Source organism: Streptomyces sp. NPDC007808 (assembly GCF_042868655.1).
GTDB lineage: Bacteria > Actinomycetota > Actinomycetes > Streptomycetales > Streptomycetaceae > Streptomyces.
On sequence record NZ_JBIAEQ010000007.1, the window covers coordinates 578,515 to 603,569 of the forward strand.

Below are 25,055 nucleotides of genomic sequence, written 5' to 3' on the forward strand. Positions count from 1 at the left end.
TCTCGGTGTGCGTCAACGGCGCTTCGGCGCGGGCAGGGTGGTGAGCGAGGCGGCGTGCGCCGCACCGGATTCGGCCACGATCTCGTCGAGGGACTGAGGTTCGCGCACGGTGGCGAAGGCGACTCCCTCGGAGCCGTCCGGGGCGAAGCCGTAAATGCCGGGCCGAGCAAGGGAGTTGTAGGCGTAGTGATGCGCGAAGTAGTACGCCCCCGTGTCCAGCGCCGCCACATGGTCGCCCTGCTCCAGCAGCGGCAGCGCGCACCCCTCGGCCAGCAGGTCGCCCGAGAAGCACGCCGGACCGGCCACGTCCTGCACCACGGCCGGGCCCTCCTTCGGGCGCCCCTTGCCGTCGTACGCCCTGATCCGCAGCGGCCAGCTCCCCGGCGCGTACACCGTCCGCGTCGCCACCTGCACACCCGCGTGGGTGACCGCCACCGGGCGACCTCCGGCGCTCTTGGCGTACTCGACCCGCGCCACCACCGTCCCGTGCTTGGCGAGCAGTGAGCGGCCGAATTCGGTCACCAGGCCGTACCGGCCGTCGAACAGCCCTGGCACGGCCTCGCGCAGCAGTCGCGCGTACTGCGCGTAGGTCGGCGTCGTGGCGTCCGAGGCGAAGTTCACCGGCAGTCCGCCGCCGATGTCGAGCGTGTCGATCTGCCGCCGGCCGATCCGCCGGTTGATCTCCTCCGCGAGCGCGTACGCCTGCGCCACCCCCTGGGCCATGAGTGACAGCGGGATGCCCTGCGACCCGGTGTGCGCATGCAGCCGGGTCAGCCACGGACGGTCCTGATAAGCCCGTACGACCCACTCCCGCGCCCCCTCGTCGCGCAGCGCCACACCGAACTTCGAGGTCGCCGTGGCCGTGGACGTCGACTCGATGGAACCGCCTCCGATCTGCGGGTTCACCCGGATCCCGAGAGGGGACCGGCTGGACGCCGACCTCATCAGGCCGTCGATGCGGTCCAGCTCCTGCGGGTTGTCCGCGTTGACCGCGATGCCCAGCGCCAGCGCCTCACGCAGTTCTGCCGGTGTCTTGGCGGGGGAGTCCAGCACCGTCATCTCCGGGCGCACCCCCGCCGCGCGCGCCAGCGCCAGCTCGCCCGGGCTGGCCACCTCCGCGCCGACGCCCTCCTCGCGCAGCAGCCGCAGCACCGGTACCAGGGGAGTGGCCTTCACCGCGAAGGCGTGCAGCACGGGGGTGCCCGGCGCCACCACCGCCTCGAACGCCGCTCGCAGCGCCGCCGCCGACTCCCGGATGCCGGTGACGTCGAGCAGGCCGACGATGGGGGAGCCGGGCCCGAGCAGCCCCTGCTCCACGACGGCCCGCACCGCCTCGTCCCGCCGTGCCACCCTTTCGGCGTCACCTGTCGGCATCCCGGCCCCGCTGTCCACCGTGCCCCCCGCCATGTGGTTCACCCGCCCCGTCCCGTCGTCGTCCGAGCCCATGCATCCAGCCAAACATCCCCGGCAGGGAGACGCGGGCGCCCGCACGTATTGACTAGTTCTATTCAGACCGCCAGGATGTGAATACCCACTTCAACAGTCCGCAGTCACAGTCCGCTGGAGGCAGACCATGTCAGGACCCCGCCCCGTCCGAGCGCCGCGCGGCACGGAACTGAGCGCCCTGGGATGGCAGCAGGAAGCCGCCCTGCGGATGCTCCAGAACAACCTCGACCCCGAGGTCGCCGAGCACCCCGACAAACTCGTCGTCTACGGCGGCACCGGAAAGGCCGCCCGCGACTGGCGGTCCTTCGACGCGATGGTCCGGACGCTGAAGACCCTCAAGCAGGACGAGACGATGCTCGTCCAGTCGGGTCGCCCCGTCGGCGTCATGCAGACCCACGAGTGGGCTCCGCGCGTCCTCATCGCCAACTCCAACCTCGTCGGCGACTGGGCCAACTGGGAGGAGTTCCGCCGCCTGGAGCAGCTCGGCCTGACCATGTACGGCCAGATGACCGCCGGCTCCTGGATCTACATCGGCACCCAGGGCATCCTCCAGGGCACCTACGAGACCTTCGCCGCCGTCGCCGCGAAGAAGTTCGGCGGCACCCTGGCCGGGACGATCACCCTCACCGCCGGCCTCGGCGGCATGGGCGGCGCCCAGCCGCTCGCCGTGACCATGAACGACGGCGTCGCCCTCTGCATCGACTGCGACCCGCGTGCCATCGAGCGCCGCATCGAGCACCGCTACCTGGATGTGCAGGCCGACTCGCTCGACCACGCGCTGCAGCTGGCCACCGAGGCCCGCGACGCCCGCCGCCCGCTGTCCGTCGGCGTCCTCGGCAACGCCGCCGAGCTGGTGCCGCAGCTGCTCGCCATGGGCGCCCCCATCGACATCGTCACCGACCAGACCTCGGCCCACGACCCGCTGTCGTACCTGCCGCTGGGCGTGGCGTTCGACGAGATGGCGTCCTACGCCGCGAAGGACCCGGCGGGCTTCACGACCCGGGCCCGGGAGTCGATGGCCCGGCATGTCGAGGCCATGGTCGGCTTCATGGACGCCGGTGCCGAGGTCTTCGACTACGGCAACTCGATCCGCGGCGAGGCCCGACTCGCCGGATACGACCGGGCCTTCGCCTTCCCCGGGTTCGTCCCGGCCTACATCCGCCCCCTGTTCTGCGAGGGCAAGGGCCCCTTCCGCTGGGCGGCCCTGTCGGGCGACCCGGCCGACATCGCCAAGACCGACAAGGCGATCCTCGACCTCTTCCCGGAGAACGAGTCCCTCGCCCGCTGGATCAAGATGGCGGGGGAGCGGGTGCACTTCCAGGGGCTGCCCGCACGCATCTGCTGGCTCGGCTACGGCGAGCGGGACAAGGCCGGAGAGCGGTTCAACGACATGGTGGCGAGCGGGGAACTCACCGCCCCGCTGGCGATCGGGCGGGACCATCTCGACTGCGGTTCCGTCGCCTCGCCCTACCGCGAGACCGAGGCCATGCTCGACGGCTCCGACGCGATCGCCGACTGGCCGCTGCTGAACGCCATGGTGAACGTGGCGTCGGGCGCCTCCTGGGTGTCCATCCACCACGGCGGCGGCGTGGGGATGGGACGGTCCATCCACGCCGGACAGGTGACGGTGGCCGACGGCACGAAGCTGGGCGGGGAGAAGATCCGCCGGGTGCTGACCAACGACCCCGGCATGGGAGTCATCCGGCACGTGGACGCGGGCTACGACATCGCGGAGTCGGTCGCCGACGAGCGCGAGGTGCGTGTGCCGATGCGCGAGGGTGACGACGCGTGACGCAGCACGACAGTGGCCCATCGCACGGGGGCGGCAGCTCGTTCCACGCCATGTGGCGCGAGCTCCTCCCCGTCGGCCGGCACCCCGACACCCAGGGCTACCGGCGCTTCGCCTGGACCGGCGCCGACTCCGAATGCCGGGCCTGGTTCAAGGACCAGGCCGAGGCACGCGGACTCACCTACGAGGTGGACCGGAACGGCAACCAGTGGGCCTGGCTCGGCGACCCTGCCGCCGGGGACGCCGTGGTCACCGGCTCACACCTCGACTCCGTGCCCGACGGCGGTGCCTTCGACGGACCCCTCGGCGTCGTCTCCTCCTTCGCCGCGCTCGACGAACTACGGCACAGAGGAGCGCAGTTCGCCAAGCCCCTCGCCATCGTCAACTTCGGCGACGAGGAGGGAGCCCGCTTCGGCCTCGCCTGCGTCGGGTCCCGGCTCACCGCCGGGCAGCTCACCGTGGCGGACGCCCACAAGCTGACCGACGGGGACGGGATCAGCCTGCCCCGGGCCATGGAGGCCGCCGGATACGACCCCGACACCATCGGCGCCGACCCGCAGCGCCTCGCCCGCATCGGCGCCTTCGTCGAGTTGCACGTCGAGCAGGGCCGCGCCCTGGACCTGTCCGGCGACCGGGTCGGCATCGCCAGCGCCATCTGGCCGCACGGCCGCTGGCGGTTCGACTTCCGGGGCGAGGCCAACCACGCCGGGACGACCCGGCTCGTGGACCGGCGCGACCCGATGCTGTCGTACGCCGAGACCGTGCTCGCCGCCCGCCGGGAGGCCGAACTCGCGGGCGCCGTGGCCACCTTCGGCAAGATCGCCGTCGAGCCGAACGGCGTCAACGCCGTCCCGTCCCTCGTCCGCGGCTGGCTGGACTCCCGTGCCGAGGACCAGACCGCCCTCGACCGCGTGGTCGGCGGCATCGAGAAGGCCGCCCGGGAGTACGCCGCGGCCCACGGCATCGACCTCGACGTCGTCCGGGAGTCCTTCACCCCCGTCGTCGAGTTCGACCACGCCCTGCGCGACGAACTGGGCCGCGTCCTGGGCAAGCACACCGGCATCACCGTGCCCGTCCTCGGTACGGGTGCCGGACACGACGCCGGAATCCTCTCCGGGAGCGTCCCGACCGCCATGCTGTTCGTGCGCAACCCCACGGGCGTCTCGCACTCCCCGGCCGAGTTCGCCGCCGAGGACGACTGCGTGGCCGGAGTGCTCGCCCTCGCCGACGTACTGGAAGGACTGGCCTGCCGGTGACCACAGCAGCCACACGGACGTACTGGCTGGAGCACGCCTGGCTCGACACCCGCGTCGAGCCGGGTGTGGCCCTCGACGTCCAGGACGGTCGCATCACCGCCGTCCGGACCGACGTGCCGGCCCCGCCCCCCGGCGCGGAGATCCTCCGCGGGCTGACGCTCCCCGGCCTGGCGAACGCCCACAGCCACGCCTTCCACCGCGCCCTGCGCGGCACCGTCCAGGTCGGCTCCGGCACCTTCTGGACCTGGCGCGAGGTCATGTACTCCGTCGCCGACCGGCTGACCCCGGAGACCTACCACGCCCTCGCCCGCGCCGTGTACGCCGAGATGGCGCTCGCCGGCGTCACCGCCGTCGGCGAGTTCCACTACGTCCACCACGCGCCGGGCGGCACCCCGTACGCGGACCCCAACGCCATGGGCGAGGCCCTCGTCGCGGCCGCCGCCGAAGCCGGCATCCGCATCACCCTCCTCGACACCGCCTACCTCTCCTCCGGCTTCGGACAGCCACCCACCGCCCACCAACTCCGCTTCTCCGACGGCACGGCGGACGCCTGGGCCGAACGCTGTTCAGTTCTCAAGGAGCGGGATCACGCACGGATCGGGGCGGCCATCCACTCCGTACGGGCCGTGCCCGCCGACCAGTTGGCGACCGTGGCCCGCTGGGCCGAGGAGCGGCGGGCCCCGCTCCATGTGCACCTGTCCGAGCAGACCGCCGAGAACGACGCCTGCCGGGAGGTCCACGGCTGCACCCCGACCCAGCTGCTGGCCCTGCACGGCGTGCTCGGCCCGCGCACCACCGGCGTCCACAACACCCACCTCACCGCCGAGGACATCTCCCTCATCGGCGGCAGCGGCACCGGCACCTGCATGTGTCCGACGACCGAGCGTGACCTCGCCGACGGCATCGGACCCGCCGCCGCCCTGCAGAACGAGGGCTCCCCGCTCTCCCTCGGCTCCGACAGCCACGCCGTCATCGACCTGCTCGAAGAGGCGCGGGCGATGGAGCTGAACGAGCGCCTGCGCACCCGCACCCGAGGTCACTGGACGGCGGCGGCCCTGCTGCGGGCCGCCTCGGCCGACGGCCACGCGGCGCTCGGCTGGGACGGCGCCGGCGCCCTGGAGGCCGGAGCGCTCGCCGACTTCACGACGATCGCGCTCGACTCGGTCAGGACGGCAGGGCCGCTTCCGCGGCTCGGGGCCGAGACGGCCGTATTCGCCGCGTCGGCAGCAGACGTGTCGCATACGGTCGTGGGAGGTCGGCACGTCGTCCGGGACGGGGTGCACACCCTCGTACCGGATGTGCCGCGAGCCCTCGCGGACGCCGTCGCAGCCCTGCGCGGATGACTCCGGGCCGCTCCGCCGCGTGGGCGGCCCCCGACCCCGACCCCACCGCCGACCAGGCAACCAAGGACGCCATGAGCAACGCGACGACCGTCAGCCCCGCCCACTCCGCGAGCACCGCAAGCACGCTCATCACCAACATCGCCGCCCTGGTCACCAACGACCCCTCCCTCGGTGACAATTCCCCCCTCGGACTGATCCAGGACGCGGCCGTCGTCATCGAAGGCGACCGCGTCGCGTGGACCGGTGATCAAAGCAAAGCACCCGCCACTGACAATCGGGTCGACGCCGGTGGCCGGGCGGTCCTCCCCGGCTTCGTGGACTCGCACTCCCACCTCGTCTTCGCGGGCGACCGGACGCAGGAGTTCAACGCCCGGATGTCGGGGCGGCCGTACAGTGCGGGCGGCATCCGCACGACCGTCGCCGCCACCCGGGCCGCGAGCGACGAGGAACTCGACGCGAACCTCACCCGCTATCTCGCCGAAGCCCTGCGCCAGGGCACCACCACCTTCGAGACCAAGTCCGGCTACGGCCTGACCGTCGAGGACGAGGCCCGTGCGCTGCGCATCGCGGCCGCCCGCACCGACGAGGTCACCTACCTCGGCGCCCACATCGTGTCCCCGGACTACGCGCAGGACCCGGCGGCGTACGTCTCCCTCGTCACCGGCGAGATGCTCGACGCCTGCGCCCCGTACGCCCGTTGGATCGACGTCTTCTGCGAGAAGGGCGCCTTCGACGGCGACCAGGCCCGCGCGATCCTCACCGCGGGCAAGGCCAAGGGCCTGCACCCGCGCGTCCACGCCAACCAGCTCTCCTACGGCCCGGGCGTCCAGCTCGCCGTCGAGCTCGACGCCGCCTCCGCCGACCACTGCACCCACCTGACGGACGACGACGTCGACGCGCTCGCCAACAGCGACACCGTCGCCACCCTGCTCCCCGGCGCCGAGTTCTCCACCCGCGCCGAGTGGCCGAACGCCCGGCGCCTCCTCGACGCGGGCGTCACCGTCGCCCTCTCCACGGACTGCAACCCGGGCTCGTCCTTCACCTCGTCCGTGCCCTTCTGCGTCGCGCTCGCGGTACGCGACATGGGGATGACCCCCGACGAGGCGGTCTGGTCGGCCACGGCGGGCGGCGCCGCCGCCCTGCGCCGCGAGGACGTCGGCCGCCTCACCCCGGGCGCCCGCGCCGACCTGCTGCTCCTCGACGCCCCGAGCCATGTGCACCTGGCCTACCGGCCGGGCGTGCCGCTGGTCAGCGGGGTGTGGCGACGGGGCCTGCGGGTCGCCTGAGCGGGCGCAAGGCCGCCTGGATCAGGCGGCCCCCGCCCGCCACCGCTGGTTCTCCCGACCCGTCTCCCGCACCAGGGACAGCGGGCCGTCCTCGTCCGGGGTGACCGCGTGGTCCGGGGCGATCCCGGGGCGGATCACCCCGCGCGCGTCCACGGCGAACCTGAGGTTCTGGCCGTTGCGTCCGTACACCGAGTCGCACTCCCAGATGCCCAGTCCGCGCTCCAGGGAGCCGCGGCTGTCCAGGCAGTAGTCGGGGTAGGCGTAGGACTGCAGCACGCCGCGTGCGGCGTCGACCCGCCAGCGCTGGTCGCGCGCGGACGTGCAGGTGGCCGTGACGACGTCCGTGCCGTTCCACGGGCCCCCGTCGACGTCCAGGCACCGCCCCGAGGCGATGTTCACGACCTGGGCGAAGGCGCCGTTGGGCGGGAGGGCGGACGGGGAGGGCGACGGCTTCGGCCGGGGGGTCCTCGTGGGCGCCGGGCGCTTCGTGGGCGACGGCGACCGGGACGTCCGCGACGGTGACGGCGAGGGCGACGACGACGGCGACGGCGTCGCCGACACCGTGGTCGTGACCGTCACCGCGACCGTCGGCAGGCTCACCGCCGTCCCGACCGACCCGACCGGCTCCTGGGCCGGCGGCGAAGCATCCTGCGTGGCCAGGACGACCACCAGCGGCAGCAGCGCCGCCCCGAGCGCCGCGGACACCAGCACCACCCGGCGACGCTCCCGCGGCAGGCCCGCCAGCGGCCAACTCCGCACGGCGGCAGGCCGGACGGCCGCGCGATCGGCGGCGACGTGTGTCGCGTACGTCCGCCCGCCCCACGGCAACAGCCCCTCCACGAGCGCCCCGCACGGCGCGTCCCGCAGGGCCGAGAGCTCCTCGTACGCCGTCGTGCAGTGCGGGCAACGCGTCATGTGGGCCTGCAGGTCGGTGCTGCCACGGGGGCCGTCCGGCCGTACCGACTCCTCGATGAGACGTCCGAAGTCACGGCAGTCCGGGTCGTCGGAGCCCGCGAGACGGGTGCGCAGACAGGCCCGGGACAACTGCTGGAGGGCCGGCCTGATGCCGTACGCGACGTCCTCGCGGGTGAGGCCGAGGAGTCCGGCCGTCCGTTCCACCGGCTCCCGCTCCACGACGCCGTACCAGAGCAGGCCCTGCGCACGGGCCGGCAGGGACTGGAAGGCCGTGAGCATGGGCGGGACGGGGCCGGCGGGTCCGGCGGTGTTCAGCACGAGCAGCAGGCTCGCGTCGAGGCCCGCGGCCCGCTCGTCCATGGCCCACGTCCCGGCCACCCGGGCGGTCAGCATCAGCAGCCGGTGCCGCCAGGGCAGGCCCGGGTCGTCGCCGCGCGCCGTCTGACGGGCCGCGAGCGTGAACGCCTGGGCCGCCAACTGCCGGGCCGTGGACTCGTTGGGGGTGCACAGGCGGGCGTAGGTGAGGACGGAGGCGTGGTGGCGGGTGCGCAGCTCCTGCAGGGCCGTGTACGCGGTGGCCGTGTCGGTGCGCAGCAGCTCGGTCAGCCGCGCGTCGGACGCGCCCGCGTACACCCCGGGATCATGGTCCCTGCCTTCGTCGGCCCGAGCCATCCGCCTGCCTCCTTGCAGCCTTGCCGCCCGCTACGGCAACTGACTTACCGGCGGGTATGACGGCTCATAGTGAACGAAGGGAGGCGCTGGGGAAAGGGTTTCTGTGGGTAACCCGCGGCTTGAATGTGATCTGGAGCACGCGTACGTTGCTCGAAATCCCGAACAACCGCGTCCGAAGTGCCGAACAACCGGGGCTCGGATGCCGAAACACGTGCCCGATGTCCACAACGCGCTGTGCCCGGTATCCGGCCGACGGATTCGGCGGGGTACCGGGCACAGCGCAGGTCGGCGGGAGGGGTTCCTCCGTCGCCGACCGGTCATTCCTCGACCGTCAGCCCCTTCCGGAGCCGGATCAGGGTGCGCGACAGCAGCCGCGACACATGCATCTGGGAGATACCGAGTTCGTCGCCGATCTCCGACTGGGTCATACCCGCGACGAACCTCAGGGAGAGGATCTTGCGGTCTCTGGGCTGCAGTTCGGCGATGAGCGGCTTCAACGACTCGACGTACTCGATGCCTTCGATGCCGTGGTCCTCGTAGCCGATGCGGTCGGCCAGCGCGCCCTCGGCGTCGTCCTCCTCGGGCTGGGCGTCCAGCGACGAGGCGGTGTACGCGTTCGACGCGGCCATGCCCTCGACGACCTCGTCGTTGGTCAGGCCGAGGCGCTCCGCGAGCTCCGCCACCGTGGGGGCGCGGTCCAGCTTCTGGGCCAACTCGTCGCCGGCCTTGGCCAGGTCGAGTCGGAGTTCCTGGAGTCGGCGCGGTACCCGCACCGACCACGACGTGTCGCGGAAGAAACGCTTGATCTCGCCGACGATGGTCGGCATCGCGAAGGTCGGGAACTCCACGCCGCGGCTGAGCTCGAAGCGGTCGATCGCCTTGATCAGGCCGATCGTGCCGACCTGGATGATGTCCTCCATCGGCTCGCTGCGCGAGCGGAAGCGGGAGGCGGCGAACTTGACCAGGGCGAGGTTGAGTTCGACGAGCGTGTTGCGTACGTACGAGTACTCGTGGGTCCCTTCCTCCAGCGACTCCAGCCGCTCGAAGAGGGTCTTGGACAGGGCTCGCGCGTCAACCGGCCCCACCTCGTCGTACGGGGGGATGTCCGGAAGCCCGGCGAGAGCGTCGTCCTGACCGAAACCGTGTTCGGAATGTACGTCGCTGTTCTGCTCGATGGGATCCAGATGTTCCGGTCGGGATGCCGACGTCGCGCTCTGGGTATGCGATGCGTCGAGCCGGGGTGACATGATGTCCTCCATCGTTCTCGGCATATGGCTGCCGAAGCCTGTGCGTGCACTGCGGTGTGCGGCGCCTCCAAAGCCGGCCGAGTCGGTTACGTGTCTCTACTAGCCCTACCCGCTTTCGTGAGCCCACCGCAAGTGCGCTCTGTTCCGAAATGTCCGTTTCTGGGTGGATGTTCGGGTGTTGGAGGGCGTAGGGAAGGCGTAGTGTTCGGGAGCGTCAGTCAGCAGCCACGACGTCGGGAGTGAGACACGGCATGGACCGCGGGACGGTCGGCAGCGCACAGTCTGGCCGACTTCTGGTCGAGGTGCGGGAAGAGGGCTCCAGCGCCGTCGTGACCCCGGCGGGTGAGTTGGACCACCACACCGCCGATTTGTTGCGTGAGCCCATCGAGGACTGCCTCGCCAAGGGCTTCAGTCGACTGGTGGTCGACTGCTCGCGGCTTGAGTTCTGTGACTCCACAGGGCTGAACGTGCTGCTCGGGGCGCGTTTGAAGGCGGAGGCCGCCGGTGGCGGGGTGCACCTCGCGGGCATGTTGCCCGCCGTTGCGCGTGTGTTCGAGATCACGGGGGCCGAAGCGGTCTTCACGGTCCACGACTCGCTCGACGCGGCCCTGGGCGACAGGGCCGACGGCTCGGATTGACCCCTCCTGTCCGACGCCGCATCGGACGTCACATCTTTCGTGGCGAATACGGGGGTGTTCCCTCGGCGTGGTCGGGCAGGAGACATCCTGAACATGTCGACTGTGAAGTCGGCCACGGGGGGTGGGGGACTGTGACCGACGTATCAGGCAAGGGCCGTGTACGGACGTACTGACTCTGCGTACTGATCTCTGAATCGTGTGAACGTTGAACTGGTGAATCGGTGAGGTGAAGCGCTGATGAGCACCACCCGGCCTTTCTCGCCGGGCGACCGCGGCCATGAGCCCAGCGGCGCTTCCGGGGCGTCCGAGGGGACCGCGTCGTCCGCCGAGCCGTCGGTGGGGCCTCAGGTCCGTCGGCTGGACTTCGAGGGCCAGAGCGGGGTCGTGCCGCTCGCCCGTGACTTCGCCCGCCAGGCGTTGTACGCGTGGGGCTGGCTGCCCGCCGCGACCGCCGACCAGCGGGCCGCCGCCGAGGACGTACTGCTCGTCGTCTCCGAGCTGGTCACCAACGCCTGCCTGCACGCCGAAGGCCCCGACGAGCTGCTGATCGCCTGCGACAACAAGGTGATCCGCGTCGAGGTCTCCGACAAGGGCACGGGCCAGCCCGCCCCCCGCACCCCGCACCGCGCGGGCCGGCCCGGCGGCCACGGCATGTTCATCGTGCAGCGGCTGTGCCTGGACTGGGGGGTCGTAAGGGCCCCGGGCGTCGCCGGCAAGACGGTGTGGGCGGAGCTGGGCGCGCCGGCCTAGAGTCACTCGTCCAGCTCTGCGGAAAATTCGTTTCCTCACCGCTGAGGTGCTGCTCTACCCTCCCCGTAACGCGCTGACGGAGACAAGTACCCCGGGTCCGCGAGCTCAGAGAGAGCCGCCGTTCGCTGTGAAGGCGGCCTCGCGCTCCGGGGGAATCCACTCCCGAGTGCGGGGAGGAAATGCCCCGCCGGCCGGCCCCCGTCATCGGGCCCGAACGAGTCCGTCGTACGGCCACACGGATGGTGTACGGCGGTGAAGGCGTGGTGGCACCGCGAGCACCCTCTCGCCCACGCCCCGAGGGACCACCCCGGGGCGGACCGCGCCGCTCCGGACGACCGGACGGAGCGGAGCGCCATGCTCGACGTCACCCTCATCCGACAGCACCCCGACCAGGTCCGCGAAGGTCTGCGCAAACGCGCCGTGGACGCCGACATCCCGGGCTTCCTGGCCCTCGACGCCGAGTTCCGCGAGGCCCGGGCGGGCGTGGAGCGGCTGCGCGGCGAGCGGCGGCGGATCTCGGCCGAGATCGCCGCACGACGCCGTACGGACGCCCCCGTGGACGAACCGAGGGCCGCGGCCAAGGCCCTGGGCGACCGGCTCGCCGAGGCCGAAGCGGACCTCACCCGCCTGGCCGCCCGCCACCAGGAGTTCCTGGACGCGCTGCCCAACCTCCCGGACGACGACGTCGTGGCGGGTGGCAAGGAGAACAACGAGGTCGTACGGAGCGTGGGCGCCCCGCCCGCCTTCGCTTTCCCGGCCCGCGACCACGTCCGGCTCGCCCAGGACCTCGGCCTCGTCGACCACAGGCGGGGCACGGACCTGGCCGGCAGCGGCCACTGGATCTACCGCGGTGAGGGCGCCGCCCTGGAGTGGGCGCTGCTCAACCACTTCCTGGACGCCCATCGCCGGGCGGGCTACGAGTTCGTGCTGCCGCCGCATGTGCTCACCTACGAAGCCGGTTACACGGCGGGCCAGTTCCCGAAGTTCGCCGGGGACGTCTTCGTGGTGGAGGAGGGCGAGGGCGGCCGGCCCGAGCGGTTCCTGCTGCCCACCGCCGAGACGGCCCTGGTCAACCTCCATCGCGGCGAGACGCTCGACGAACGGGAACTGCCGCGCCGGTACGTCGCCTACACCCCCTGCTACCGCAGGGAGGGCGGCAGCCACCGCACGGCGGAACGCGGGACGCTGCGGGGCCACCAGTTCAACAAGGTCGAGCTGTTCCAGTTCGCGCGACCGCAGGACTCGGACGCCGCGCATCGCGAACTGCTCACGCGGGCACAGGAGTTGGTGGCGGAACTCGGCCTGCACCACCGGGTCACCAAGCTGGCCGCCGAGGACACCAGCCCGGCCCAGGCCAAGACCTACGACGTGGAGGTCTGGCTGCCCAGCCTGGGTACGTACACCGAGGTCAGCTCGGTGTCGAACGCCCGCACCTACCAGGCCCGGCGCGGCGGCATCCGGTACCGCCCGGCCGGTGGCGGCAAGGCGGCGTACGTCCACACCCTCAACGCCTCGGGTCTGGCCACCAGCCGCCTGCTGCCCGCGATCCTGGAACAGCACCAGCGGGCCGACGGCACCGTGGTCGTGCCCGAGGTGCTGCGGCGGTGGGGGCTGCCCGAGGTGCTGCGCCCGGCCCACCCCTGAGCCCCCGGGGTCACGCCCTCCACTCGGTGCACGCCGGATCGCCACAACTCCGGCGTGCACCGTGTCTTCCTTCCTCAAGGCCCCGGGCGTACCTTGACGGCCCGATCTGATATGCCGTCAGAAATGAGGGGACCGTGCCGAAGCAGAAGCGAACCGCCGCGCTCGCGACCGCCGCGGCCCTGGCCGGCTCGGCGGTGCTGATGGCCGCCCCCGCGGCCCGGGCCGACGTGGTCGAGGTCAACTACGCCTGCAAGACGCCGATCGGCGACAAGAGCGCCGTCTCGCCCATCGACATCAAGGGCGTCAAGAGCGGCAGCGGTTACAAGATCACCATGTCGTGGCAGAAGGGCGTCTCCTCCAGCCCGGTCGAACTGGGCAAGGGGGCGATGAACCCGAGCGCCACCATCGAGCTGGGCGGCGCGGACAGCGGCACCCTGACGGTCAGCGGCCCCGCCAACCAGCAAGCCGTTCCGGCCGACACCCCCATCAAGATCAGCGATCTGACGGGCACCTACACCCCGAAGAAGTCCGGCAAGGTCACCTTCACGGCGGGTGTGCTCACCATCAAGGCTCTCGGTACGACGACCACGTGCTCGCCGACCAACAGCCCCGGGCCGGCGCTGACCCTCGACGTCACGGCGGCGTCCGGGGGCGGCACGGGCGGTACGGGGCAGAGCGGCTCCGGCTCCGGCGCCGAGCTCCCGCAGACCGGTCCCGAGGACTCGGCGATCGCCCTGGGCACCCTCGGCGGCACCGTGCTGCTCGCGGGTGCGGCGGGCGCGCTGTGGCTGAGCCGGAGGGGACGTACGGCGCACCGCTGACCGTTTCGCACGACCCGCTGGAGCCGCCGATGACGTCAGCCGCCCGTGTCCCGTGCCTGTCCCCGCTGCTCGTGCTCACGGCCGTCCCGGCGGCGAGCGCCGACGGCACCACAACCCCCATCCCGACCCCGGCGGTCCGCGCCGACGGTGTCCTCGGGCGCGTCCTCCACCGTGCCCCGCGCCCCCTCACCACCGCCCTGCCCCCGGGCAGCCGTACCCGGCTCACCGAGCCCTGGCCGGACCGGCCCGCACCGGACGCCGTGGACGTGCGGCTGACCGTGCGGGCCGCGGGCGGGGCGAGCGACACGGCGGAGTCCTCGGCGGGGTTCGTGCCCGGAGCGCCGCGGGGTGCGTGGGGTGTGGTGTCGGGGGCCGCCGGGTGCGTGGTGGCGGCGGGTGCCTTCCTGGCCGTACGCCGTCGTGGGTGTCGTACGGACGACGAGTCGACGGGAGCGGGCACGTGAACGGCAGGGCGCGGATCTCGGCACTGGTGGCGGTGGTGGCGCTCCTGCTGTCACCGACGACGGCTCCGACCGCGTCGGCGGCCGACGGCCCGCCCGTCGTGAAACTCTCCAGGTCCCAGGCGGGTACGGGCGGTTCGGTCACGGTGAGCGGCAGCGGTTGGCGCCCGCGCGCCCTGCTGATGATCCTGATCTGCGGCCAGTCCGTGCCGTCGACGGGTGTGCGAGGCGGCACCAACTCCTGCGCCAACGCGGACGGCAGGGCCGTGACCACGGACGCCGAGGGCCGCTTCAGCAGGAAGCTGCCGGTGGCCGAGCCGCCCGTGCCGTGCCCGTGCGTGGTGCATGCCGCGACGGTGACCGGGGCCCGGGCCGAGGCCGACGCCGTCTTCCGGGTGGCCGGTCACACCGTCGAGCCCTTGCCCACGGAGCCGGACGGCGGACGGCTGTCGGTCCTCACCGACACCCGGCTGGACGGCTCCGACAGCCTGCTCACCCGGTTCGGCGCACCGCCGGCGCGCACCCTCGTCTTCACCGTGGGCAACGTCGGCACCTCCGACGTCCGCGACCCGGTCTTCCACGTCGGCACCTCCCACGGTGTGTTCGCCCCGCAGTGGCAGGAACAGCAGTGGCGCGGCACGATCCGGCCGGGAAAGAAGGCCCGGGTCGAACTGTCGGTGGAACTCGCCGCCGGGGCGCACGGCGACTACACCGTCTCGCTGAAGTACGGCGGCAAGGTGATGGCCGAACAGCCCTGGGGCGTCAGCCGGCCCTGGGGCGTGACGCTGTTCTGGATCCTGGCCTGCCTGGTCGTACCGGCCGCGCTCTTCCGCCTCGGGATGGCGGTCGTGGACCGTGTACGGCCGCGGCAGAAGGCGCGCCGCCCGAGGCCGCGTCTGCCCGAAGTCGCCCTGCGCCTGCCGGGGTTGCGGCCCCGCCAAGAGGCGCGGCACTCCATGCGTTCGTCCTCGGCCCTGCCGTGGTTCACCCCGGACGACGACCCGGGCACGGCCGGCCGGCTCTCCGCACCGCACGACGACGGCCCGACGAGTCCTGGGACTCCGACCACGAAGGGACCCCCGTGAGCAAGCGAAGGAGAGTCAGACCGGCGCGTCCGCGAAGAGCGAGTGCGGCGGGCGCCGCCCTGATGCTCGGCGGCGCGGGCGTGCTGCTGGGCGTGGCCGCCGCGCCCGCGCAGGCGGCCGAGGTGTCGTACGCGACCGAGTGCGTCCCGCCCGCCATCTCGGGACTGCCGCCGGTCCAGGGCACCACGGAGGTGGAGGTCATCGCGCCCGCGGAGGCGAAGGTCGGCGACGAGGTGGAGGTCGTCTGGAAGTTCGTCCGGGCGGCGTCCAAGAACCCCGACATCCTCGACCTGGGCGAGAACACCGTCCGGCCGACGGGGGTGGTGAAGGCGGCCGGTGCGCAGACGGGCGACATCGCCATGCAGGGGCCGCGGCAGAACCCGCCCATTCCCAAGGGCGGCGACATGAAGCTGTCCGACATGAAGGGCCGGCTGAAGCTGACGGCACCCGGCGAGGTGACGCTGACGCCGGACGGGTACGACATCAACGTCGACAAGCCGATCTCCACGGACACCAGGTGTGCGCCGAAGGAGACGGTGAAGCCCGCGGCGACCATCAAGGTGACGAGCGGGGGCGGGAGTTCGGGCGGCACGACGGGAGGGCAGCCGACGGTCGGTCCGACGGAGCCGACGGGCGACCCGACCGGACCGGCCGAGCCGACGCCCGGTGGTAGCGAGACGGGCGGGGACACCGGCGGCACGAGCACGGGAGGCGGGGGCGGCGGCCGGACCGACTTCACGGGCTCGGAGGTGAAGGTCCCCTACGAGTGCAAGACACCCATCGGCGACAAGAACGCCACCTCGCCGGTCCGGATCGACGCCACGAAGAACGGCGGGAGCTTCGACCTCACCGTCCGGTTCGGGAAGTCGGTGATGGACAGCCCCGCGGACATCCCCGAGGGCTCGGTCAAGCCGTCGATGGAGGTCGTCCTCGGCGGCGCGGACCAGGGCACGGTCCATGTCGAGGGCCCGGCCAACGCCGAACCGATCAAGGCGGGCGCCCCGATCGAGATCCCCGATCTCAAGGGCACCTACCGGCCCGGCGCGAGCGGCGAGTCGACCCTCTCCCCGGGCGTCCTGACGGTGCAGGCCCTGGGCACGACGACGACATGCACGCCGACGAGGACGGCGGTGTCGTTGACCCTGGACACGAGCGAGCAGGCGAGCGGGGCGTCGGGAGGCGGTTCGGCCGGAGGCTCGGCGGGCGGCTCGTCGACCGACGGCGGCCTGGCGGCTACGGGAGCGGAGGACCGCGGGTCGCTGAAGGCGCTGGGCCTGGTGGCGGGAACGGCACTTCTGCTGGGCGGAGCGGTGTTCACCTTCATGCCCAGGCGAGGGATGCGCTGACCGGCCTTTCTCGGGGGCGCGGGGCTGTAGCCATGTGCGGCTCCGCCGCGTGGGCGCACAGCCACAAAAGGCGACGGGGCCGCTGAAACCCACCTGGATCCCAGCGGCCCCACCGGCCCGAGCCGAGCGCTAGCGGACGTCGCCCATCAGCGCCCGGATCTTCCGCCCGGCCATCATGAACGCCAGCCCCGCGGCGACGGCGATGACTGCCCACATCGAGTAGTACACGGCATCACCCAGCGGAGCGTTCAGCTTGGTGGTCCAGCCGTTGAGGGCGTTGCCCGTCGCGGTGGCCAGGAACCACAGGCCCATGATCTGGCCCACGAACTGCTTCGGCGCCAGCTTCGTCGACAGGGACAGGCCGACCGGCGACAGGCACATCTCGCCGAGGGTCTGCACCAGGTAGACGCTCAGCAGCCAGAAGACCGTGACCTTGCCGGTGTCGCTGTTCGCGGCGGCGGCGCCGGCCAGGCCCATGATGCCGAACGAGCCACCGATGAGGAGCATCGCCAGGGCGAACTTCATCGGCGTGCTGGGCTCACGGTTGCGCTGGGCCAGCTTCACCCACACCGCGGCGAAGACCGGGGCCAGGACGATGACCATCGCCGGGTTCACCGACTGGTACCAGGACGCCGGGAACTCCCAGCCGCCGATCATGCGGTCGGTCTTGCCGTCGGCGAAGATCGTCAGCAGCGAACCGGACTGGTCGTAGATCATCCAGAACAGCACGGCGGTGGCGAAGAACCAGGCGAAGGCCTGGATCTTCGGCTTGTCCTCGGCGGCCAGGGCCGGGTTGCGGTACATGGTCACGAAGTAGACGACCGGGACCACGATGCCGAGGATCGCGAGCACATTGACGATGTGCTCGATGTCGTACGTGCCCAGCGCGATGTCCGCGACCAGCGCGGCGACGGCGATGCCACCCCACAGGCCGACCTTGCGCAGTGCGGCGCGCTTCTCCTCGGGGGAGGCCGGGGTGCCGGGCTCCTTGCCGATGTCGCCGAGGTGGCGGCCGCCGAGGACGTACTGGACGACGGCGAGCGTCATACCGACACCGGCGACACCGAAGCCGAGGTGCCAGTCGACGTTCTCGCCGAGGTAGCCGACGACCAGCGGGGCGGCCATGCCACCGATGTTGATCGCCATGTAGAAGAGGGTGAAGCCGGCGTCGCGGCGGGCGCTGGGCTGCCCCTCGTAGAGGCCGCCGACCATCGCGGAGATGTTCGGCTTCAGCAGACCGGTGCCGATCGCGATCAGGCCGAGACCGCAGAAGAAGGCGATGTCCGCCGGGACGGCCAGGGTGAAGTGACCGGCGGCGATGACGATGCCGCCGACGAGAACGGCCTTGCGGGCACCCCAGAGGCGGTCCGCGACCCAGCCACCGGGCATGGCGGCCATGTACACGACCGCGTTGTAGACACCGTAGATCGAGGCGGCCAGGGCCTCGCGGCCCGCCAGGGGGCCGTCGAGGACGCCCGCGATCAGGTAGAGGACGAGGATGCCGCGCATTCCGTACCAGGAGAAGCGCTCCCACATCTCCGTCATGAAAAGCGTGGCCATACCGCGGGGGTGGCCGAAGAAGGTCTTCTCGGTGCCGGGGGTGCCCGGGGAGGCCGAGTCCTTCGTCAGGCTGGACGCCATGGTCGATCCTTGCTGGTCGGGACGCGTATCGACACAGAACGGTCACGCGCCCGGTGGGGGGCGGCCGGCACCGGCGGGTACGGCCGCCCGCCCCACGCCCGAAGGGGGTCCCGCTCCGGGTCTCGGAGCGGAAGACGGCGACCGCCGGGATCCTCGCCCCCGTCTTCGGGGGCCCGGCCACAGGTCATTCCTTGTTCGGTCCGCACATGGAAGAGACCCCCGGCGTCAAGCCGAAGGTCCCCGCAGTGCTACAGGCGTGAGGTCACCATACGTCAGGACAGTGCCTGAAATGGAAGGACTTGAGACACGGATCACAGGTGTCGAGGGAACCGCAGGCACCCTTTCCAAGGTCCTTTCCAGGATCCCACCTCTCAGACATGGTCTGTACCACAGGGGGGCGAAGGTAAGAGAAGCGTCAGAAGCGAGTAAGGATCCAGACCCGCGATCACACCTCGGCTCTTGTCCCGGGCGGACTACCATCAGCTCATGACCCGTGTACTGCTCGCCGAGGACGACGCGTCCATTTCGGAGCCGCTGGCCCGCGCACTGCGCCGGGAAGGGTACGAGGTCGAGGTGCGGGAGGACGGCCCCACCGCGCTCGACGCAGGAATGCAGGGCGGCGTCGACCTTGTCGTGCTGGACCTGGGACTGCCCGGCATGGACGGACTGGAGGTGGCCCGCCGCCTGCGCGCCGAGGGCCACACCGTGCCGATCCTCATCCTGACCGCGCGCGCCGACGAGGTGGACACCGTGGTCGGTCTGGACGCGGGCGCCGACGACTACGTCACCAAGCCGTTCCGGCTCGCCGAACTGCTCGCCCGGGTGCGGGCCCTGCTGCGGCGCGGGGCGGCCGAGCCCCAGCAGCCGCCGGCCACGCACGGGGTGCGGATCGACGTCGAGTCGCACCGGGCGTGGATGGGGGACGAGGAACTCCAGCTCACGGCCAAGGAGTTCGACCTGCTGCGGGTGCTCGTGCGTGACGCGGGGCGGGTCGTCACCAGGGACCAGCTGATGCGCGAGGTCTGGGACACCACCTGGTGGTCGTCGACCAAGACGCTCGACATGCACATCTCCTGGTTGCGTAAGAAGTTGGGCGACGACGCGGCGAATCCCCGCTACATCGCCACCGTGCGGGGCGTCGGCTTCCGCTTCGAGAAGAGCTGAGCCGCAGGGCCGGCACGGACAAGTAGCAGGACATGCGTCGTCGACTGATCCAGTCCACGCTCGCCGTCGTTCTCGTCGTCATCGCCGTCTTCGGGGTGTCGCTCGTGATCGTCGAGACGCGGACCATCACCACCACCGCGCAGGAGCGCGTGGACACCGAAGCGGTACGGCTGGTCAGCATCGTGGACAGCCGGCTCCTCGGGGACGAGACCGTCAACGCCTCGGTGCTGCGGGAACAGATCCAGGGGGACCGCTACGCCGAGATCCGCATCCCCGGCCAGGCCCTCATCGCGGTGGGGGACAAACCCACCGGTGACGTCATCAGCGCCACCGAGAAGGGCGAGGAGGGCGAGACGGTCACCGTGCAGGAGCCGCGCTCCTCGGTCACGCGCGAGGTCGGCCGCACGTTGGTGATCATCGGGGCGGTGGCGCTGCTGGCGGTGATCGCGGCGGTCCTGCTGGCGGTGCGCCAGGCCAACCGCCTCGCCTCACCGCTGACCGACCTCGCGGAGACGGCGGAGCGCCTCGGCTCGGGAGACCCCCGCCCCCGTCACAAGCGGTACGGCGTGCCGGAGCTGGACCGGGTGGCGGACGTACTGGACGCCTCCGCCGAGCGCATCGGCCGCATGCTCACGGCGGAGCGCCGCCTCGCCGCGGACGCCTCCCACCAGCTGCGCACCCCGCTCACGGCACTGTCCATGCGCCTGGAGGAGATCACCCTCACCGACGATCCCGACACGGTGAAGGAGGAGGCGACGATCGCGCTGACGCAGGTGGAGCGCCTCACGGACGTGGTCGAACGCCTGCTGACCAACTCCCGCGACCCGCGCAACGGCTCCGCCGTCACCTTCGACCTGGACGAGGTGATCCAGCAGCAGCTCGCGGAGTGGCGCCCGGCGTACCGCAGCGCGGGGCGGGCGATCGTCAGCTCCGGCAAACGCCACCTGGAGGCGGTCGGCACCCCCGGCGCGGTCGCTCAGGTGCTTGCGGCCCTGATCGAGAACTCCCTCATGCACGGCGGCGGCACGGTGGCGCTGCGCACGCGTGTCACCGGCAACCAGGCGGTCATCGAGGTCACGGACGAGGGGCCCGGCATCCCGGCGGACCTGGGCGCCCGTATCTTCGAGCGGGCCATCAGCGGCCGCAACTCCACAGGCATCGGCCTGGCGGTCGCCCGCGACCTCGCGGAGGCGGACGGCGGCCGCCTGGAGATGCTCCAGGCGAACCCCCCGGTCCTCGCCCTGTTCCTGTCCCGCACGCCGCCGCCGAAGAAGACGGCGCAGGATTCGGGCCCTACGGTCAGGTGACGGTGGGCCTCCGGGCCCTACGGTCAGATGACGATCGGCCTCCGGGACCGACGGTCAGATGACGATCGGCCTCCGGGACCGACGGTCGGCCTCCGGGCCCTGGCGCGTGGCGGGCCCGCCGACCGCCGGCGGGTCAGCCCACTCGCTGCTTGACCCGCGGCTTGGGCTTCTCGGCCCGCTTGCCCGTCTCCAGGAACGATTCCGCGCCGCCGGTCGCCGGCTCCTGAGCCGGAAGCGCACGGAACACCCAGGTCCGGTACGACCAGAACCGGAACAGCGTCGCGACACCGATGCCGAGGAACTTGAAGATGTTGCTCTGCAGCGGGCTGTCCCAGCCGAAGCCGTAGGTCGCCGCGTACAGCACACCGTTCTCGATCACCAGGCCGACCACGCTGAACAGCAGGAACAGGCTCAGTTCCCTGGTGCGCCGGCCCTTGTCGCGGTCCCGGTAGGTGAAGTAGCGGAACCCGATGTAGTTGAAGATGATCGCGACGACCGTCGCGATGACGCTCGCCCGCACCACCTGGAGGTCGGTCACATGCCGCACCAGGTTGAACACCGCGAGGTTGACCAGGAGCCCCGCTCCACCCACCGCGCCGAACTTGGCGATCTCCCGCACCAGCCGGTCGACGCGTTGCCGAACGGCACTGCGGGGTACCGGAGGCGCCGCCTGAAGCCCCGAGGAACCACGTCCCATGGTCGTGAAGGCTCCTGTCGGTCGGTTCGTCGATCGGTTTCCGTCAACCCAGCCATGCTAACCACCCCCCTGCGCGATTGCCTGTGGGCGAGCTCATAGGCCGGGAAGAGCCCCGAAAAAGTCCGGGAAGAGGGTCGCTCCGGCACGGCCGATACCCTAGGGGCGTGACGTTCCCGGTAGTCGGCATGGTCGGCGGTGGCCAGCTCGCTCGTATGACACACGAGGCGGGCATCCCGCTGGGCATCAGGTTCAAGCTCCTCAGTGACACCCCTCAGGATTCCGCGGCGCAGGTCGTCGGCGATGTCGTCATCGGCGACTATCGCGACCTCGACACGCTGCGTGACTTCGCGCGGGGCTGCGATGTGATCACCTTCGATCACGAACATGTACCCACCGAGCACCTCAGGGCTCTTCAGGCGGACGGCATCCCCGTCCGCCCGGGCCCCGACGCGCTTCAGCACGCCCAGGACAAGGGGGTGATGCGCGCCAGGCTCGACGCGATCGGCATCCCCTGCCCACGGCACAGGATCGTGAGCGACCCGCAGGACGTCGCCGCGTTCGCACGCGAGGGTCTCGCGGAAGGCGCCGAAGGGGACGGCTTCCCCGTCGTCCTCAAGACGGTCCGCGGTGGCTACGACGGCAAGGGCGTGTGGGTCGTCGACTCCGTCGAGGAGGCCGCCGAGCCGTTCCGCGCCGGCGTGCCCGTGCTCGCCGAGGAGAAGGTCGACTACGTCCGCGAGCTCGCCGCCAACGTCGTACGCTCCCCGCACGGCCAGGCCGTCGCCTACCCGGTGGTCGAGTCGCAGCAGGTGAACGGCGTCTGCGACACGGTGATCGCCCCCGCCCCCGACCTCGACGAGGCCCTCGCGCTCAAGGCCGAGGAGATGGCCCTCACCATCGCCAAGGAACTCGGCGTCGTCGGCCACCTCGCCGTCGAGCTGTTCCAGACCCGCGACGGCCGCATACTCGTCAACGAACTGGCGATGCGCCCGCACAACTCGGGCCACTGGAGCCAGGACGGCGCGATCACCTCGCAGTTCGCCAACCACGTCCGGGCGGTCCTCGACCTCCCCCTCGGCGACCCGCGCCCGCGCGCGAAGTGGACCGTGATGGTCAACGTCCTCGGCGGCGACTACCCCGACATGTACTCCGCGTACCTGCACTGCATGGCCCGCGACCCCCAGCTCAAGATCCACATGTACGGCAAGGACGTGAAGCCCGGCCGCAAGGTCGGTCACGTCAACACCTACGGCGACGACCTGGACGACGTGCTGGAGCGCGCCCGTCACGCTGCCGGCTACCTGAGAGGCACGATCACCGAATGAGCCCTGTTGTTGGCATCGTCATGGGGTCGGACTCCGACTGGCCTGTCATGGAGGCCGCCGCCAAGGCCCTCGACGAGTTCGAGATCGCGTACGAGGTCGACGTCGTCTCCGCGCACCGCATGCCGCGCGAGATGGTCACCTACGGCGAGCAGGCCGCCGAGCGCGGCCTGAAGGTGATCATCGCGGGCGCCGGCGGCGCCGCCCACCTGCCCGGCATGCTCGCCTCGGTCACGCCGCTGCCGGTCATCGGCGTCCCGGTCCCGCTGAAGTACCTCGACGGCATGGACTCGCTGCTCTCGATCGTGCAGATGCCGGCCGGTGTGCCCGTGGCCACCGTCTCGGTCGCCGGCGCGCGCAACGCCGGACTGCTCGCCGCCCGCATCCTCGCCACCCACGACGAGGACCTGCTCCAGAAGATGCGGGACTTCCAGCAGGACCTCAACGACCAGGCCACCGAGAAGGGCAAGCGCCTGCGCGCCAAGGCAGAGGGCGCGGGCGGCTTCGGCTTCGGCACGGGGAAGTGACGACGATGACCTCCTTGGAGGCAGCCCGGGAACTCCTGCGCGAGTTCCCGGTCGTCGACGGCCACAACGACCTTCCCTGGGCCCTGCGGGAGCAGGTCCGCTACGACCTCGACGCCCGCGACATCGCCGGCGACCAGGCCGCCCATCTGCACACCGACCTCCCGCGTCTGCGCGCGGGAGGTGTGGGCGCACAGTACTGGTCGGTGTACGTCCGCTCGGACTACGCCGGCGACAAGGCGGTCAGCGCCACCCTCGAACAGATCGACTGCGTACGGCAGTTGCTGGCGCGCTACCCGTCCGACCTGCGCCCGGCGCTGACGGCGGCCGACATGGAGGCCGCCCGCGCCGAGGGCCGTATCGCCTCCCTCATCGGCGCCGAGGGCGGCCACTGCATCGCCGACTCCCTCGCGACGCTACGCGCGTTGTACGCGCTCGGCGTCCGCTACATGACCCTCACCCACAACGACAACATCGCGTGGGCGGACTCCGCGACCGACGAGCCCGGGGTGGGCGGCCTGACGGCCTTCGGCCGCGAGGTGGTCCGGGAGATGAACCGCGAGGGCATGCTGGTCGACCTCTCGCACGTGGCGGCCACGACCATGTGCGACGCGCTCGACACCTCCGTCGCGCCGGTGATCTTCTCCCACTCCTCGTCCCGCGCCGTGTGCGACCACCCCCGCAACATCCCGGACGACGTCCTGGAGCGCCTGCCCGGCAACGGCGGCGTCGCGATGGTGACCTTCGTGCCCAAGTTCGTCCTCCAGGCCGCCGTCGACTGGACCGCCGCCGCCGACGAGAACATGCGCGCACACGGCTTCCACCACCTCGACACCACCGCCGAGGCGATGAAGGTGCATCGCGCCTTCGAGGAGAGCACCCCGCGCCCGGTCGCCACGGTGGCCACCGTCGCCGACCACCTGGACCACATGCGCGAGGTCGCCGGCATCGACCACCTCGGCATCGGCGGCGACTACGACGGCACCGCCTTCACCCCGGACGGTCTGAACGACGTCTCCGGCTACCCCAACCTGATCGCCGAACTGCTGGACCGCGGCTGGTCGAGAACCGACCTGGCCAAGCTGACCTGGCAGAACGCGGTACGGGTGCTGGGCGCGGCCGAGGACGTGGCGCGTGACCTTCAGGCGACGCGAGGGCCCTCCAACGCCACCATCGGGGAACTGGACGGCTGAGCGCCGAGGGCGGGGTGGTCGGTGTACCCGGCGGCCCCGCCCGTGTACATCAGGTACCGGTCCCGCACCGGGTTGAGCGGTGCGCCCGGACGCAGCCGGGCGATCAGGTCCGGGTCGGCGAGGGCGAGGGGGCAGCGGCATGCGCATCGGGGAATTGGCCCGGCGCACCGGCGTGAGCGAGTGGTCGCTGCGCTACTGCGAGACCCAGGGGCTGCCGCGTGCCGAGCGCACCCCCGGCGGGCACCGCCACCACCCCGAGGCGGCCGTCGACCGGGTCATCCGGATCCAGGAGCTGTTCGCCTCCGGGCTGCACAGCAGCAGGATCGCCCAGCTGCTGCCGTGCATGCGGGAGCCCGACGGCGCCCATCCGAGATCGCCACGCCCCGGCTGGTGGAGGACCTCACCGCCGAGCGCGACCGCATCGACCGCATGATCGCCGACCTCCTGCGGTCCCGGGACACCCTGGACGAGGTGATCGAGGTGGCGCGCGGCGCTGACCGCCGGGCCG

General features: G+C 71.7%; 21 protein-coding genes and 2 pseudogenes. 17 read left to right on the forward strand and 6 right to left on the reverse strand.

Features of this window, described 5'->3' with window-relative positions; all coding sequences use genetic code 11:
- Positions 1-12 precede the first annotated feature (12 nt).
- Positions 13-1,407, reverse strand: a complete 1,395-nt coding sequence (locus ACFYNL_RS28185; protein ID WP_388807990.1) for a diaminopimelate decarboxylase — start codon at positions 1,405-1,407, stop codon at positions 13-15.
- 166 nt (positions 1,408-1,573) lie between these two features.
- Between ACFYNL_RS28185 and hutU the strand changes: the two genes are divergently transcribed.
- The 4 genes from hutU to hutI are packed head-to-tail and all read left to right on the forward strand — an operon-like array spanning position 1,574 to position 7,120.
- Entirely contained in the window at positions 1,574-3,238 is a 1,665-nt protein-coding gene (gene hutU / locus ACFYNL_RS28190; protein WP_388807899.1) for a urocanate hydratase, read from the forward strand.
- Between the two features lie 50 nt (positions 3,239-3,288).
- Entirely contained in the window at positions 3,289-4,491 is a 1,203-nt protein-coding gene (locus ACFYNL_RS28195; RefSeq protein ID WP_388807991.1) for an allantoate amidohydrolase, read from the forward strand.
- Positions 4,482-5,834, forward strand: coding sequence for a formimidoylglutamate deiminase (locus tag ACFYNL_RS28200; protein WP_388807992.1), 1,353 nt, complete (start codon positions 4,482-4,484; stop codon positions 5,832-5,834). Before ACFYNL_RS28195 ends, ACFYNL_RS28200 begins: the two co-directional genes overlap by 10 nt.
- Positions 5,831-7,120: an imidazolonepropionase gene (gene hutI / locus ACFYNL_RS28205; protein ID WP_388807900.1), complete on the forward strand. Its 1,290-nt coding sequence runs from the start codon at positions 5,831-5,833 to the stop codon at positions 7,118-7,120. Before ACFYNL_RS28200 ends, hutI begins: the two co-directional genes overlap by 4 nt.
- Positions 7,121-7,141: 21 nt before the next feature.
- Here the strand turns inward: hutI and ACFYNL_RS28210 are convergent, their stop codons facing one another.
- Positions 7,142-8,707 (reverse strand): ricin-type beta-trefoil lectin domain protein, encoded by a 1,566-nt coding sequence (locus tag ACFYNL_RS28210; RefSeq protein ID WP_388807902.1) that lies wholly within the window; start codon positions 8,705-8,707, stop codon positions 7,142-7,144.
- 317 nt (positions 8,708-9,024) lie between these two features.
- Positions 9,025-9,966, reverse strand: a complete 942-nt coding sequence (locus tag ACFYNL_RS28215; RefSeq protein ID WP_388807903.1) for an RNA polymerase sigma factor SigF — start codon at positions 9,964-9,966, stop codon at positions 9,025-9,027.
- Positions 9,967-10,205: 239 nt separating this feature from the next.
- Between ACFYNL_RS28215 and ACFYNL_RS28220 the strand changes: the two genes are divergently transcribed.
- The 7 genes from ACFYNL_RS28220 (at position 10,206) to ACFYNL_RS28250 (ending at position 16,699) form a co-directional block, all read left to right on the forward strand.
- Positions 10,206-10,592, forward strand: coding sequence for an STAS domain-containing protein (locus tag ACFYNL_RS28220; RefSeq protein ID WP_388807904.1), 387 nt, complete (start codon positions 10,206-10,208; stop codon positions 10,590-10,592).
- A gap of 237 nt (positions 10,593-10,829) precedes the next feature.
- The gene (locus ACFYNL_RS28225) at positions 10,830-11,342 is read left to right on the forward strand and encodes an ATP-binding protein (protein ID WP_388807906.1); all 513 of its coding nucleotides are present in this window, start codon (positions 10,830-10,832) and stop codon (positions 11,340-11,342) included.
- A gap of 354 nt (positions 11,343-11,696) precedes the next feature.
- The gene (gene serS, locus ACFYNL_RS28230; RefSeq protein ID WP_388807907.1) at positions 11,697-12,986 is read left to right on the forward strand and encodes a serine--tRNA ligase; all 1,290 of its coding nucleotides are present in this window, start codon (positions 11,697-11,699) and stop codon (positions 12,984-12,986) included.
- Positions 12,987-13,120: 134 nt separating this feature from the next.
- On the forward strand, positions 13,121-13,807 hold the full coding sequence (locus ACFYNL_RS28235) for an LPXTG cell wall anchor domain-containing protein (RefSeq protein WP_388807908.1): 687 nt from the start codon (positions 13,121-13,123) through the stop codon (positions 13,805-13,807).
- Between the two features lie 29 nt (positions 13,808-13,836).
- On the forward strand, positions 13,837-14,271 hold the full coding sequence (locus tag ACFYNL_RS28240; RefSeq protein ID WP_388807909.1) for a hypothetical protein: 435 nt from the start codon (positions 13,837-13,839) through the stop codon (positions 14,269-14,271).
- On the forward strand, positions 14,268-15,353 hold the full coding sequence (locus ACFYNL_RS28245) for a hypothetical protein (RefSeq protein ID WP_388807910.1): 1,086 nt from the start codon (positions 14,268-14,270) through the stop codon (positions 15,351-15,353). Before ACFYNL_RS28240 ends, ACFYNL_RS28245 begins: the two co-directional genes overlap by 4 nt.
- 62 nt (positions 15,354-15,415) lie before the next feature.
- Positions 15,416-16,699, forward strand: coding sequence for a hypothetical protein (locus ACFYNL_RS28250; protein ID WP_388807994.1), 1,284 nt, complete (start codon positions 15,416-15,418; stop codon positions 16,697-16,699).
- A 129-nt stretch (positions 16,700-16,828) separates the two neighbouring features.
- On the opposite strand, the gene ACFYNL_RS28255 is transcribed toward ACFYNL_RS28250, so the two are convergent.
- A complete protein-coding gene (locus ACFYNL_RS28255) occupies positions 16,829-18,340 on the reverse strand; it encodes a peptide MFS transporter (protein WP_388807911.1) in 1,512 nt (503 codons plus the stop codon).
- A 486-nt stretch (positions 18,341-18,826) separates the two neighbouring features.
- Here ACFYNL_RS28255 and ACFYNL_RS28260 point away from each other — a divergent pair, with 486 nt between their 5' ends.
- Together ACFYNL_RS28260 and ACFYNL_RS28265 are read left to right on the forward strand one after the other, a co-directional pair.
- Positions 18,827-19,504: a response regulator transcription factor gene (locus ACFYNL_RS28260; protein WP_018566970.1), complete on the forward strand. Its 678-nt coding sequence runs from the start codon at positions 18,827-18,829 to the stop codon at positions 19,502-19,504.
- Positions 19,505-19,536: 32 nt separating this feature from the next.
- Positions 19,537-20,811 carry an ATP-binding protein gene (locus tag ACFYNL_RS28265; protein WP_388807913.1) on the forward strand — a complete coding sequence of 425 codons (1,275 nt, stop codon included), beginning with the start codon at positions 19,537-19,539 and terminating at the stop codon, positions 20,809-20,811.
- A gap of 133 nt (positions 20,812-20,944) precedes the next feature.
- Here the strand turns inward: ACFYNL_RS28265 and ACFYNL_RS28270 are convergent, their stop codons facing one another.
- A complete protein-coding gene (locus tag ACFYNL_RS28270) occupies positions 20,945-21,508 on the reverse strand; it encodes a GtrA family protein (protein ID WP_388807915.1) in 564 nt (187 codons plus the stop codon).
- Positions 21,509-21,672: 164 nt separating this feature from the next.
- On the opposite strand from ACFYNL_RS28270, the gene ACFYNL_RS28275 reads away from it, so the two are divergent.
- The 3 genes from ACFYNL_RS28275 to ACFYNL_RS28285 are packed head-to-tail and all read left to right on the forward strand — an operon-like array spanning position 21,673 to position 24,547.
- On the forward strand, positions 21,673-22,833 hold the full coding sequence (locus ACFYNL_RS28275; protein WP_388807917.1) for a 5-(carboxyamino)imidazole ribonucleotide synthase: 1,161 nt from the start codon (positions 21,673-21,675) through the stop codon (positions 22,831-22,833).
- Positions 22,830-23,357 (forward strand): 5-(carboxyamino)imidazole ribonucleotide mutase, encoded by a 528-nt coding sequence (gene purE, locus ACFYNL_RS28280; protein WP_388807918.1) that lies wholly within the window; start codon positions 22,830-22,832, stop codon positions 23,355-23,357. Before ACFYNL_RS28275 ends, purE begins: the two co-directional genes overlap by 4 nt.
- Positions 23,358-23,362: 5 nt before the next feature.
- Positions 23,363-24,547, forward strand: a complete 1,185-nt coding sequence (locus ACFYNL_RS28285) for a dipeptidase (protein WP_388807919.1) — start codon at positions 23,363-23,365, stop codon at positions 24,545-24,547.
- On the opposite strand, the pseudogene ACFYNL_RS28290 reads toward ACFYNL_RS28285, so the two are convergent.
- Positions 24,496-24,669, reverse strand: a pseudogene (locus ACFYNL_RS28290) (alkene reductase); the annotation flags it as partial. The gene ACFYNL_RS28285 and the pseudogene ACFYNL_RS28290 overlap by 52 nt on opposite strands.
- A gap of 17 nt (positions 24,670-24,686) precedes the next feature.
- Between ACFYNL_RS28290 and ACFYNL_RS28295 the strand changes: the two are divergent.
- Positions 24,687-25,039 (forward strand): annotated as a pseudogene (locus ACFYNL_RS28295) (MerR family transcriptional regulator); the annotation flags it as partial.
- Positions 25,040-25,055: the final 16 nt, after the last annotated feature.